The organism is Longispora sp. NPDC051575, from assembly GCF_040681875.1.
Taxonomy (GTDB): Bacteria; Actinomycetota; Actinomycetes; order Mycobacteriales; family Micromonosporaceae; genus Longispora.
In genome coordinates this window covers 374,217-387,256 of sequence record NZ_JBFAZP010000005.1, presented here as the reverse complement: position 1 = coordinate 387,256, position 13,040 = coordinate 374,217, and the positions used below count along the sequence as shown (strand labels likewise).

The window sequence follows — 13,040 nt, the reverse complement described above, 5'->3', positions numbered from 1 at the left end:
TCATGGGGTATTCACGGGGTTCATTCCTGGGGGCGGCCCTCGCCGTCGCCTCCCTCACCCTCAGCGGCTGCGCGCTCCTCCCGGGCGGCGGCGCGGCGACGAAGGACCCGCTCGCGGCCGGCGACAAGGTCGGCGAGTGCTGGAACTCCACCAGCGCGCCCGCCCAGAACGGCTTCCCGCAGTCCACCCTCGGGCGCAAACTCGTCGACTGCTCGGCCTCGCACGAGTTCGAGACCTTCTTCGTCGGGGAGACCGACGGGACGGCCGGCCGGGACACGATGCTGACCACGGGGTACGACCGGTGCGAGCGGGAGGCGGAGGGCTACCTCGGGGCGCACCGGCAGACCGGGCGGCTCGAGGTCGAGATGTACACCGAGGACAAGACGGCGAACGGCACCATGAAGCGCTGGCTGACCTGCGTACTCGCCGAGTCCCGCAGTTATCTGGTCCGCACGTTCGTCCCGCGTACCGGCCTGCTCAAGGGTGTTCTCGCCCAGCCCGGCCCGCTGCTCTTCGGCTGCGTCGAACCCCGCTACGAGGGCTCGAACGTCCAGGACGTCGACTACCTGCCCAACTGCGACGGGCCGCACGGCGGGGAGTTCGCCGGGCTGGCGAAGCTCGACCCCGGCGCGCTGCCGACTTCGGCCACCGAGCTGCAGACCGCCGCGGTGAGCGCGTGCGAGAAGACCGCGATGGACTATCTGGGCTGGCCCAGCACGAAGACGTCGAAGGACGTGACCGTGTTGTGGCTGGGGCCGCAGATGGACGGGGTCAAGCACGGGTTGCTGACGCTGCGGTGCCTGGTCGTGCCGACCGGTGGGCGGCATTTCACCGGGACGGTGCAGGGAATCGGGGAGCAGGCCCTTCCCCTGGCCTGAGCAGCGCTGACTCGGCCGTCGCGGCACTCGGCCCGGCGACATCCGGCCCAGCGCGGCATCCGGCCCGGCGGGGCATCCGGCCCGGCGTGGCACCCGGCCCAGCGCGGCCGACCCGGGCCATGGCGGAGGCCCGGTCCCACCCCCACGGGGAACCGGGCCTCCACCACCTCACGGCCGAGTCACTCCGTCGCGAGCGACTCCACCACCGGCCGGCCCACGGCCCGCCGGGCGGGGAACACCGAGGCGGCCAGGGCCGCCGCGGCCGCGACACCGAGGATGATCGACAGCTTCCCCCAGGGCACCGTGACCGCGAAGTCACCGCCCAGACTGTTGATCATGTTCATGGCCCCGGCGCTCACGGCTGTCCCCAGGGCCACGCCGAGCAGCGCGCCCACCAGGGCCATCAGGATCGCCTCCACGGCGAGCATGCCGCGCAGCTTGCCCCGGGTCAGGCCGACGGCGCGCAGGACGCCGTTCTCCCGGGTCCGTTCCACCACCGACAGGGTCAGGGTGTTCGCGACGCCGATCAGGGAGATCACCACGGCCAGGCCGAGCATCGCCGTGACGAACGCGAGCATGGTGTCGACCGTGGACGTGAGCTCCGCCTTGTACGCGGCCCGGTCCATCACCTCCACGGTCGGGTAGTCCTCCAGCACCGTGTACGCGGCGTCCATGGCCTTGGCCGTGCTGAACCCGGTGGCCGTGGAGGCCTCCAGCCCGTAGGGCCGGTACGTCGGGTACAGCGCCGTGAAGTCGGAGTCCATGATCGAGATCTGCTTCGTGGTGTTCGGCTTCTTGTCCACGTCGCCCTGCTTGACGACGCTGGTGACCTGGAACGACCTGCCCTTGACGCTGACCTTGTCGCCGACCTTCAGCCCGGTGGGCACCGTCGCGACGGCCTTGCCCTCCGTCAGCTTCGACGGGTCGCCGTCGACGGCCTTCTCGCCGTCGTTCAGCGCGTACAGCGGCTGGGTGGACCGGATCCGCAGGTCCGAGGCCTCGTCGACGGCCTGCCGAGGCTCCGAGACGGTGCCCAGCTCGGGCAGCTTGCGCAGCTTGTCGACCAGCTCCTGGGAGATCTGCCCGGAGCCGGACCGGAACATGAAGTCCGCGCCGATCTTCCGGTCGATCTGGGAGCCGATCCCCGCCTTGACGCTCTCGCCGCCGACCTGGAACGCGGACACCAGGCCGATCCCGATCACCAGCGCCACCGAGGTGGCCGCGATCCGGCGCGGGTTGCGCACCGCGTTGGAGATCGCCAGCGTGGCGGTCGCGCCGAACAGCTTGCGCAGCGGCCAGCCGAGCACCCGGACCAGGAACGGCACCAGGACCGGGCCGAACATCACGATCCCCGTGAAGCTGAGTACGCCGCCCGCGCCGACGAACAGGAAACTGCCGAGCATCCCCGCGCCGAACAGGCAGGCCACGCCGGCCGCGAGGGCGACCGCGCCGAGTACCAGTCTGATCTTGCCGACCTTACGGGCGGTCTCCACCGCGGAGTCCGACAGCGCCGCGACCGGCGGCACCCGGGTGCCCCGCCACGCGGGAACCAGGGCCGAGAAGACCGTGATGCCCGTGCCGATCACCAGGGAGATCACGATGGTCTTCCAGGTGAGGACGAGGCCGCCCTCCATCGGGAAGTCGAGCTTTCTCAGTACCGTCTGCATGCCCGCCGCGATGCCCAGGCCGGCCAGGATGCCGGCAATCGAGGCCACGAAGCCCACCACCGCCGATTCGAGCACCACGGACCGGAACGCCTGCCCGCGGGTGGCACCGACGAGCCGGAGCAGCGCGGTCTGCCGGGCACGCTGCGCGAGGACGATCGTGAAGGTGTTGGCGATCACGAAGGCCGCGACGAATGCCGAGATCGCGCCGAACGTGAGCAGCACAATGTTGAACTGCTCGACGTTCTGCACGATCTGCGCTAAACCCGCGTCGAGCAGTTCCTGGCGGGTCTTCACGTCCCCCGTGGGGCCGACCGCCTGCTTCACCTCCTTGGCCAGGGCCTCGTCGGCGACACCGGGCTTCGCCGCGATGATCATTCCGGTGTACTTCGTCAGGCCGCTCATCGCCAGCGCGTCGGCCGGGGTGACCCCGAGGAACGCCCCGCCGTAGTCGAGCGCGGTGCCCGAGACGTCCACGACGCCGACCAGCGTCATCTTCCGGCCCACGCCGTTCTCGCCGGCGGCCGTCACGGTGTCGCCGAGCTTGAAGCCCTGCTTCGCGAACGTGTTGTGGTCGATGGTGAGCTCGCCGGACTTCTCCGACAGGTGCCCGGCCGTCACGGTGTAGGACTGGAGGTCCTTGCTGGTCGGGACGCTGGTGAAGATCGGATAACCCCGGACGGGCTTTCCGTTGGTACCGGTCAGGCCGCCCGTGGTCCGCACCACGCCCTCGGCCACGGCGACCCCGGACAGCCCCCGCACCTTGTCGAGGGTGGCCTGGTCGAAGCCCGGCGGGTCGGCCTTGCCGGCGTCGGGGTTGCCGGCGGAGGTCCGGAAGGCGGTCTCGGACAGCTCCACGCCGACGCTGGTCTTCTGGTCGAGCTTGCCGACCTTGTCGTACGAGGCCTGCTTGAGTCCGTCGGTGAACACGAACGTACCGGCGATGAACGCCACGCCCAGCACGATGGCGAGGGAGGACAGGATCAGCCGGACCGAGTTCGCGCGCAGCGACTTGAGGGTGAGCTTGAACATCAGCGCGCGCCCGCCTTGTCGAGGTTGCCCATGACGTCGAGGATGCGCTCGGGCGTCGGCCCGTACAGCTCCGAGACCAGCCGGCCGTCGGCCAGGAAGACCACCCGGTCGGCGGAGGACGCGGCCATCGGGTCGTGCGTGACCATGATGACCGTCTGGCCCAGGGTGTCCACGGCCTCGCGGAGCAGCCGGAGCACCTCGGCCCCGGACCGGGAGTCCAGGTTGCCGGTCGGCTCGTCGGCGAAGATGACCAGCGGCTTCGTGATCAGCGCCCGGGCCACCGCCACCCGCTGCTGCTGGCCGCCGGACAGCTCGCTCGGCCGGTGGCCCAGCCGGTCGGCGATCCCGACCGCCGCGACGACCTGGGAGAACCACTTCGCGTCGGCCTTGCCGCCCGCGATGGAGATCGGCAGCATGATGTTCTCCGCGGCGGTCAGCGCCGGGAGCAGGTTGAACTTCTGGAACACGAAACCGACGTGGTCGCGGCGCAGCAGCGTGAGCTTCTTGTCGTCGAGCCGGGTGACGTCGGCGTCGCCGATCCGCACCGTGCCCGCGCTCGGCCGGTCCAGGCCCGCGAGGCAGTGCATCAGCGTCGACTTGCCGGAACCGGACGGCCCCATGATCGCGGTGAACTGGCCCGCGCCGAACTCCAGGCTCACGGCGTCCAGCGCGACGACGGCGGCCTCGCCCACTCCGTACTGCTTGCTCAGGCCGATGGCGGCCACGGCTGCTGCGTTGTTGGTCATGCGCCAAACGCTAGGCGCGCGCCGGCGGGTGTGCGTCCACCCGTGAACGGGACCTCGGGTCCACCGCCGGTCGCGCCCTAGGGGCAGATCCCTACGACCTGAGGATTACTAGCGGGTCGGCTTCACCAGGCCCGACTCGTAGGCCAGGATGACGGCCTGCACCCGGTCGCGCAGCTCCAGCTTGGTGAGGATCCGCCCGATGTGCGTCTTGACGGTCGCCTCCGCCACGAACAGCCGCTCCGCGATCTCCTGGTTCGACAGGCCCTGGGCCACCAGCAGCAGCACCTCGTGCTCCCGGTCGGTGAGGAGCTTCACCTTGGAGTCGTCCGAGCCGCTCTGCGGGCCGAGCTGGCCGGCGAACCGGTCGAGCAGCTTGCGGGTCACCCTCGGCGCGACGACGGCGTCCCCGCCGGCCACCACCCGGATCGCCGCGAGCAGGTCCTCGGGCGGCACGCTCTTGAGCAGGAAGCCGCTGGCCCCGGCCCGCAGCGCCGCGAACGCGTCCTCGTCCGTGTCGAAGGTCGTGAGCACCAGGACCTTCGGGCCGTTCGGGATGGCGGTCAGGCGGGCGGTGGCCGACACGCCGTCGAGCACCGGCATCCGGATGTCCATCACCACGAGGTCGGCCTCGACCGTGGCCAGCTGGCGGAGCGCGTCGGCCCCGTCCCCGGCCTCGCCGACGACCGTCATGTCCGGCTGCGCCTCCAGGACCATCCGGAACCCGGCGCGCACCAGCGACTGGTCGTCCACGAGAAAGACCCTGATCATGTACTCGGCGCTCCGCTCGGTCATGGCCGTAAGGGTAACGTCGCGATGACCTCGAAGCCGCCGACCAGCCGGGGCTTGGCGATCAGCTCGCCGCCGTACAACATCGCGCGCTCCCGCATGCCGACCAGGCCGTGGCCGCCGGAGCCCACCGCCCGGGGCACCTGGCCGGCCCCGTCGTCGATGATCGAGATGTTCAGGGTGTGCGGCAGCCACTCGAAGGTCAGGGTGACCCGGGTGCCGGCCCCGGCGTGCTTGAGCGTGTTGGTCAGGGCCTCCTGCACGATCCGGTACGCGGTCAGCTCCAGCGCCTGGGACAGCGGCCGCGGCGTACCCAGCTGGGTCATCTCGATCGTCAGGCCGGCGGCCTCGGAGCGCTCGACCAGCGTGCCGACCTGGTTGAGCACCACCACATTGCGGTCGTCGTCGGGCGCCTCGCGGAGCACCCCGACGAGGCGGCGCATCTCCTCCAGCGACTCCCGGCCGGTGTCGCCGATGGTCAGCATGGCCTCGCGGGCCTTCTCCGGGTTCGCGTCGAGCACGTACCGCGCGCCGTCGGCCTGCACGATCATCACCGCCAGGCTGTGCGCGACGATGTCGTGCAGCTCCCGGGCGATCCGGTTGCGCTCCTCGCCCACCGCGATCCGGGCCAGGTGGGCCTGCTCGCGCTCCAGGGTCTCGGCCCGGTCCTCCAGGCTCACCACGTACAGCCGGCGGTTGCGGGCGTTGAGGCCGGCGAACCACACCCCGACGACGAGGGAGCCCAGCATGATGACCATGCCGCCCTTCTCCTCCCAGCTGCTGCCCATCTGGTCCGCCGCGAGGAACACCCCGACGACCAGGGCCGCGCCGGCCGCGAAACCCTCCCAGAGCCTTTTCGAGTACTTGACCACGCTGTACCCGGCGACCAGGACCACCGCGTCGTGCGGGAGGACCTGCCAGTTCATCACGGTCTGGAGCAGGGCCAGCAGGGCGACCACGGTGCAGGCGACCGTCGCGTACCGGCGGCGGAAGAGCAGGGCCAGGGACATCGTGACGCCGAGTACGAACGGGAGCGGCCAGAAGTCCCCGGTACCCAGGCTGGCCACGCACAGGAAGAGCGCGCTGAGTACCACCGCGGCGTCGAAGAGCGCGCTGCGCAGCGGGAGGCCGAAGTAGGTACGGGGCACGTACCGAGCGTAACGACGTCCGGGGGGCTCGACGGCCGTCGCCAGGCTGATCAGCCCGTCATCCCTGAGGATGACCCTCGTTATGCGGTGGAGGGAGGAAGACGACGAGCCGGGTGCAGGGGAAAGTGGTGGGACTTCGTGGCGCCTCCCTATTTCGAAAAACTGAAACAATCGGTACTGTCTGCAACCATGCCAGCCTCGGACACCCAACAGGGGCGTCTGAGCGGCGGTCTACCCACGATCCTGTTCTGGATCGGGGTGGGTCTGGCTCCTGTGGCAGCCGCTCTCCTGCTGCTCAGCCAGGGCGGGGGCCCACTTCGAGTCGCCGCCGCTCTCGCCATCCTCTCGATCGTTCTCATCGGGTTGTCCATCACCCTGCGTCGGGACACCGGCGGGGTGACCGCCGAGATGGAGGCGACGCTCGTCGAGGAGCTGGAGCTGCTCCGGGAGGACGTCCGCGACGACATCCGGACCGCCGCGAAGGCCACCCACGCCGCGCTGCTCCGCGAGGTGCAGACCCTGCGCGGGGAGGTCGACGCGCTCCGGGGCGGCCGGCCGCAGCCCGGTCCGGTGACCGCGACCGCCTCCGTGCCGGTACCGCAGGCGTCCGGGCTCGTGCACCACACGGAGACCGTGCAGGTCACCACCCGCCAGACCACGCTCACCGCTGACCACCCGCACGGCCGGGCCACTCCTTATACCCCCGCCGACGAGGCACCCCGCCGGCCCGAGCCCGAACCCCGGTGGACCGAGGGGCGCGCCGCGCAGCCGGAGGGTACCGAGTACGGCGCCCGGCCGGCCCTGGAGACCAGCCGGATCGAGCCGTCGACCGTGCTCGGCCCGCGTCCGGCGGCAGAGCCGGCCCGCCCCGCCGAGTACGGCCGCCGGGTCGAGGAGGAGCGCCCGCGCTGGGAGCCCGAGCCGGCGCCCGTGCGCGCCCGGCCCGCGGAGGAGAGCCGCGCGCGGCCCGTCGAGGAGAACCGGGCCCGGCCCGCCGAGGAGGCCCCGGCCCGCGCCTGGCAGCCGCCGAGCCCGCCGCCGGTCCGGTCCGAGCCGCGCCGGTACGACGACTCCACGTCTGTCTCCCAGTACGAGCCGCGCCGGGCCGAGGCGGCGCCCCGCTACGAGTCCGGGTTCGACAGCAGTTCCGGGTTCGCGCCGCGCCGTGCCGAGCCGGACCGGTACGAGGCCGAGCCCGCCCGGTACGAGCCGGAGCCCCGGGAGCCCTCGTGGTCGGACGCCGGTGCCCGCCGGGCGGAGCCCGCGCCGCCGCGCCGGGCCGAGCCGGAGCCCCGCCGCGCGGAACCCGAATCACGTCGTGCGGAACCCGAGCCGCGCCGGGCCGAACCCGAGCCGCGCCGTGTCGAGCCGGAGTCGCGCCGTGCCGAGCCGGATCTGCGCGGGTCCGACATCCGCGCGGAGCTGCGCGGGTCGGAGCCCCGCCGGGCCGAACCCGAGCCGCGCCGCGCCGAGCCGGAGCCGCGCCGCGCCGAACTCGACGTGCGCCGGCCCGAGCCCGAGCCCGGCCGGTTCGAGATGGACGGCCCGACCCGCAACCGCCGGGCCGCCCGCCGGGCCGAGCCCGACGACGAGCCCAGCTTCTCCGCCAGCCTGCCCGCCCTCCCGCGCGGCAACGACCCGTGGGCGGACCTGCGCTCGCAGGACGCGCCGGGCTCCACCCGCTCGGCCGGCGAGTCCTGGGCCGAGGTGCGCTCCGACGAGCGCGGCGGCGAGGTCCGGATGGGCGAACGGCGCGCGGAACTGCGCACGGACGAGTACGGCCAGGAGCTGCGGGTCGCCGACCGGTGGGCCTCGATCCGCCAGGAGCCGGCCGAGCCCGAGCGGGCCACCCGGCAACCGGCCGAGCGGTCGGGCCGTCGGGCCGCCAGCCCCGACCGGGACGACCAGGCATCGGGCTGGCGCGCGCAGGAATCCGGTGGCGACGAGCGCACCGAGTCCGGCTGGAGCCCGCCGCGCGACTACGACGACAGCGGCTACCGGGCCCGGTACACCGAGGAGGAGCCCCGCCGCCGCAGCGCCGAACGCGGCTGGCAGCCCCCGCAGGAGGACTACCCGCGCGAGGAACGCTGGCGCTAGCGCGCGGAGCGCTGCCGGTAGGCCGCCGGCACCAGGTCGGTGATCGAGTACCGCCCCAGACTCGACCCCACCAACATCCCCAACGCGATGGAGATGAACGACCACAGCCCACCGATCGCGTCGCTGGCCCCGATCGGCACGTCCGTGGCCAGCTCGTTGAGGCTGAGCAGCCCGACCGCCCCCGGCACCATCAGCCAGAAGGCGGGCAGGAAGAGCACCTGGGCGGGCGGCGCCCCGGGGATCCGCTGGAGCCAGTAGGACACGACGGTCATCACGAGCGCGCCGACGAACCCGCTGAACAGCGCCCCGATCAGCAGCGTGCCGAGGAACTGCGCCACGTACGCGAGGTAGAGCATCCCCATCAGCCAGAGCAGGGACTTCGCGGGGGCGGAGAAGTACAGGTACACGCCGACGCCGAAGACGGCCACGCCGAGCCAGGGGGTCCACGGGCCGAGCGCGGGGATCAGGGTCACGTCGGCGTTGTGCGCCCCGGCGAGCTGGGTGCCGGCGGCCACGCCGAAGGTGAGCAGGAGCAGCCGGCTGATGCCGTACACGAGGCGGGTCGAGCCGGAGATCATCGCGCCGGAGGCGAGCTCGACGGTGGCCATGGTCAGGGTCGCGCCGGGCAGGAAGGACACGAGCGGCGGGATGAGTACCCGCAGGGCGGTGTCCCCGAGCAGCGGCGCCGCCACCTGGTACGCGACGGCCGTGACCAGCAGGCTCGCGAGCACGGGCAGCGCCAGGGACAGCGAGCGGCTCCGCCGGGCGACGAGGCCGAGCAGCCCGACGCCGAGGCCGAGCACGACGTAGGCGACGAGCGAGCGCCAGGTCGGTTCGAGGAGCAGTCCGAGGCCGACGGAGAAGGCGACGTGCCCGAGCAGCGTGGCGGCAGTGCCGAACCGGGGCGGGGAGCCGAGCAGCGCGTCGAGCCGGGTGCTGCCCTCGGCGGGGGTGATCCGGGCGGTGGACGCGAGCCCGACCAGCTCGTACAGGGCGCTGATCTGGTCGAGGCGCAGTCCGGTGCCGGTGGCCTCGGAGAAGTCGACGGCCTCGTGGTCGCGGATGAACACGCCGGTGGGCAGGACGAAGAACCGGACGTCCTCGGCCCCGTACGCGTCGGCGATCTTCTGCAGTCGCTCGGTGGTCTGGTTCACCGGGTCGCCCGCGTCGCACAGGGCCACGCCCAGCTTCCGGAGGAAGGTGAGCAGGCTGGCCGGGTTACTTGTCAATATCGCCCACGACGAAGAACATCGAGCCGAGGATGGCGACGAGGTCGGGGATGAGGCAGCCGGGCAGGAGGGTGGCCAGCGCCTGCACGTTGGAGTACGACGCGGTGCGCAGCTTCATCCGCCACGGTGTCTTCTCGCCGCGCGACACGAGGTAGTACCCGTTGAGGCCGAGCGGGCTCTCGGTCCACACGTAGGTGTGCCCCTCCGGGGCCTTGACGACCTTGGGCAGCCGGGTGTTGACCGGCCCCTGGATGGTGTCCACCTTGTCGAGGCACTGCTCGGCGAGGTCGAGGGAGACGTAGACCTGGTCGAGCATGCACTCGAACCGGGCGTGGCAGTCGCCGGACTGCCGGGTGACCACGGGCACGTCGAGCTCGCCGTACGCGAGGTAGGGCTCGTCGCGGCGCAGGTCGAAGTCGAGCCCGCTGGCCCGCGCGACCGGCCCGGACGCCCCGTACCCGGCGGCGGCCTCGGCGGTGAGCACCCCGACGCCCTTGGTGCGGGCCATGAAGATCTCGTTGCGCCGGATCAGGACGTCGATGTCCTTCATGCCCTTGCGGACGTCGGCGATGGCCTCGCGGGCCCGGCGGGTCCAGCCGGCCGGCACCTCTTCCTTGATGCCGCCGACCCGGTTGAACATGAAGTGCATCCGGCCGCCGGCCGCCTCCTCCATGATCGCCTGGAGCTTCTCGCGTTCCCGGAAGGCGTAGAACACGGGCGTGATGGCGCCGATTTCGAGGGGGTACGAGCCGAGGAACATCAGGTGGTTGAGCACCCGGTTCAGCTCGGCGAGCGCGGTGCGCAGCCAGGTGGCGCGTTCGGGGACCTCGATGCCCATCAGCCGTTCGACGGCGAGCGCGACGCCCAGCTCGTTGGCGAACGCGGACAGCCAGTCGTGCCGGTTGGCGAGGACGATGATCTGCCGGTAGTCGCGGACCTCGAACAGTTTCTCCGCGCCCCGGTGCATGTACCCGATGATGGGTTCGCAGGTCACGACCCGTTCGCCGTCGACGGTCAGCTTGAGCCGGAGCACGCCGTGGGTCGACGGGTGCTGCGGTCCGATGTTCAGCACCATGTCGGCGGTGTCGAGTCCAGCTCCCACGCCCACGGTCAACTCGGTCATGGGAAGCATCGTGCCACGTCCACGCCCCTGCCCTCGAACAGCCACCAGTGTCCGCCGAGTCCGCCCGGGTCGGTCAGCTCGTTGGCCTCGGTCGCGGCGACCAGCGCCCGGAGGTAGGCGCGCGGGTCGGTGCTGGCGAGGGACAACGGGGGGCGGGTGCCGGTCACGCCGAGAGTGCGCAGCGCCTCGCGTTGGGAGACCAGGACGGAGTTCCCGGTACTCAGCGAGTCCATCGCCACGTGGGCCGTGATGTCCGTGCCGCCGTCGGGGTCGGGCGGGACCTGCCGGCCGGCGCGGTACCCGGTCAACGTACCGAAGAAGGGCCGTTGATCTCTGGTGTGGCCGTAGTCCACGGCGAGCGCGAGCCCGGTGTGGTCGGCCACCGCCTCCTGCCAGGCCCGGTCCCGGGTCAGCCCCGCCTCGGCCTGCTCGAACTCCGGCCACCAGGCGCGCAGCCAGTCGGCGGTCTCCCGGTCGGCGGCCGGGCCGAGGGTGCCGTCGGTGAGCAGCAGCCGGGGCACGCCGGCCTCGTCGCGGCTCACCACGTCGACGGGCACGTTGTCGAGCCACTCGGTCGCCACGATCAGCCCCGTGGTGCCCTTCGGCATCTCGCGCACCCAGCCGATGTCGGCGGAGATCCCGGCCGGCCGTTCCGCGATCTCCACGGCCGTGTACCGGAACCGCGCGTCGGCCAACTCCGCCCGCAGCGTCTCCAGCAGCTCGCCCCGCCCCGCGCCGATGTCCACGATGTCGAAGGTCTCCGGGTGCCCGAGGGCCGCGTCGACCCGGCGCACCACGGTCGCGATCGCGGCACTGAGCTGCGAGGACGCGTGCACGCTGGTCCGGAACTGGCTCGCCGGGGCCTCGCGGACGAAGAAGCCGTCCGGCCCGTAGAGGGCCCGTTCCATGGCCTCGCGCCAAGTGCTGACCGGCATTGTGGCCCCCGCGGTGCGTGTGTCGTCTGGGTTGTGGCACCCCTGTCATCCCCAGAAGGATGCCCCTGAAAACTAACCCACAGCGACGGGTACCGGGATGTTCCGTCAGATCCGGCGCGGAGGGGTACCCCACGGGTCGATGTCGGGGCCGTTGCCCTGCTGCCCGGGGCCGTCGGAGCCCAGCGGCGGCCGGAACGGGGACGTCTCCCCCGGGCGCGCGCCGTAGCTCGTGTCGTCGCCGTAGCGCGGGTCGTAGCCGGCCGGCTCGCCCGGGGCGGGCGGCGGGACCGGCGGGGCCGACAACGTGGCGGTCGCCGGGCCGGACCAGGAGTCCGAACTCGCCTTCGCGTACGGGCTGCCGCCCGGCCACGTGTCGTCGGCGGCCACCGCCTCGCCGCTGCCGACCCCGAGCGGCCAGTCCGGTGACTCCGGGTCCCCGACCGTCGGCGGGTACCGCCGGGGCCGGCCGAACCGCTCGACCAGCCGGGTGACGATCAGGCCGAGGAGGACCGCGGCGCCGGCCACCCACAGGTAGGAGGCGCTCACTGCCTTGACCGCGAGGATCTGGGTGCCCAGGGTGACGGCGAGCGCGCCCAGCACCGTGCCGAGGATGCCGCCCCGGCGGCCGAAGGCGCTCACCCCGCCGAGCAGTACCGCGCCGAGCGCCGCGAACGTGTGCTGCAGGCCGTCGTTCGGGGTGCTGGCCCCCAGGTGCAGGGTCAACAGGACACCCGACGCGGCCGCGAGCAGGCACGAACCGATCAGGATCCCCGCCGCCAGCAGCGCGGGGCCGGCCCCGACCCGGCCGGCCGGGTCGCCGTCGATCCGGTACCGCGACAGGCCGCGGCGCAGCCCACCGCCCAGGCACAACAGGCCGCCGATGACGGACAGCGCGACGGCACCCGCGAGCCAGAGCCCGCCGTGCGTCTGGGGCCGGTAGTCCAGGTCGTCGATCGTCGACGTGTGGTGGCCGGCGAAGTACGCCATGATCAGCACCGAGAGCCCGGCGCTCGCCGCCCAGCCCGGCACCCGGACCACGCACACGAACAGCGCCAGCGTCAGGCCGGCCAGCAGCGCGACCCCGACCGCGAACAGGGTGGCCTCGACATAGCCGGCGTAGCTGTGCGCCGCGAAGGCGTAGCCCGACGCGACCGCCACCGGGCCGACCGCCAGGTTCACCGCCCCGGCCCGGACCGTCGCGGACAGCCCCACCGCGAGGAACAGCAGCACGGCGGCGACCACGGCCATGGACTTCAGGCTGTTGCCGCCGAAGCTGGCGGACGCGAAGCCGTACAGCGTCACGGCCAGGCCCGTCACCAGGCAGGCCAGCAGCACTTCCCAGACAAGGTGGACGAAGAGCCGATCCTTGCCGGTCGACCCGGGGGCATCGAGAGCCATGTGC

The 13,040-nt window shown here is 72.4% G+C and carries 10 protein-coding genes; 2 read left to right on the top strand and 8 right to left on the bottom strand.

Going from position 1 to position 13,040, the window contains the following annotated elements; all coding sequences use genetic code 11:
* Window positions 1-2 precede the first annotated feature (2 nt).
* Window positions 3-878 carry a septum formation family protein gene (locus tag AB0M43_RS16160; RefSeq protein WP_363725233.1) on the top strand — a complete coding sequence of 292 codons (876 nt, stop codon included), beginning with the start codon at window positions 3-5 and terminating at the stop codon, window positions 876-878.
* A gap of 179 nt (window positions 879-1,057) precedes the next feature.
* On the opposite strand, the gene AB0M43_RS16155 is transcribed toward AB0M43_RS16160, so the two are convergent.
* The 4 genes from AB0M43_RS16155 to AB0M43_RS16140 form a co-directional block, all read right to left on the bottom strand.
* Window positions 1,058-3,574: an FtsX-like permease family protein gene (locus AB0M43_RS16155; protein ID WP_363725232.1), complete on the bottom strand. Its 2,517-nt coding sequence runs from the start codon at window positions 3,572-3,574 to the stop codon at window positions 1,058-1,060.
* Window positions 3,574-4,320, bottom strand: coding sequence for an ABC transporter ATP-binding protein (locus AB0M43_RS16150; protein ID WP_363725231.1), 747 nt, complete (start codon window positions 4,318-4,320; stop codon window positions 3,574-3,576). The genes AB0M43_RS16155 and AB0M43_RS16150 overlap by 1 nt, the downstream gene beginning before the upstream one ends.
* Window positions 4,321-4,428: 108 nt before the next feature.
* Window positions 4,429-5,112 (bottom strand): response regulator transcription factor, encoded by a 684-nt coding sequence (locus AB0M43_RS16145; RefSeq protein ID WP_363725229.1) that lies wholly within the window; start codon window positions 5,110-5,112, stop codon window positions 4,429-4,431.
* Window positions 5,109-6,254, bottom strand: a complete 1,146-nt coding sequence (locus AB0M43_RS16140) for a sensor histidine kinase (RefSeq protein ID WP_363725227.1) — start codon at window positions 6,252-6,254, stop codon at window positions 5,109-5,111. Before AB0M43_RS16140 ends, AB0M43_RS16145 begins: the two co-directional genes overlap by 4 nt.
* A gap of 273 nt (window positions 6,255-6,527) precedes the next feature.
* Here AB0M43_RS16140 and AB0M43_RS16135 point away from each other — a divergent pair, with 273 nt between their 5' ends.
* A complete protein-coding gene (locus AB0M43_RS16135) occupies window positions 6,528-8,351 on the top strand; it encodes a hypothetical protein (RefSeq protein WP_363725225.1) in 1,824 nt (607 codons plus the stop codon).
* Here the strand turns inward: AB0M43_RS16135 and AB0M43_RS16130 are convergent.
* The 4 genes from AB0M43_RS16130 to AB0M43_RS16115 all read right to left on the bottom strand — a co-directional run bounded on the left by AB0M43_RS16130 (window position 8,348) and on the right by AB0M43_RS16115 (window position 13,036).
* Window positions 8,348-9,580: a threonine/serine exporter family protein gene (locus tag AB0M43_RS16130; RefSeq protein WP_363725223.1), complete on the bottom strand. Its 1,233-nt coding sequence runs from the start codon at window positions 9,578-9,580 to the stop codon at window positions 8,348-8,350. The two genes, AB0M43_RS16135 and AB0M43_RS16130, sit on opposite strands and share 4 nt — an antisense overlap.
* Window positions 9,570-10,703, bottom strand: a complete 1,134-nt coding sequence (locus tag AB0M43_RS16125) for an NADH-quinone oxidoreductase subunit D (protein ID WP_363725222.1) — start codon at window positions 10,701-10,703, stop codon at window positions 9,570-9,572. Before AB0M43_RS16125 ends, AB0M43_RS16130 begins: the two co-directional genes overlap by 11 nt.
* A complete protein-coding gene (locus tag AB0M43_RS16120; RefSeq protein WP_363725220.1) occupies window positions 10,700-11,638 on the bottom strand; it encodes an SAM-dependent methyltransferase in 939 nt (312 codons plus the stop codon). Before AB0M43_RS16120 ends, AB0M43_RS16125 begins: the two co-directional genes overlap by 4 nt.
* Window positions 11,639-11,743: 105 nt before the next feature.
* Window positions 11,744-13,036: an ABC transporter permease gene (locus AB0M43_RS16115; protein WP_363725218.1), complete on the bottom strand. Its 1,293-nt coding sequence runs from the start codon at window positions 13,034-13,036 to the stop codon at window positions 11,744-11,746.
* Between the last annotated feature and the right edge of the window lie 4 nt (window positions 13,037-13,040).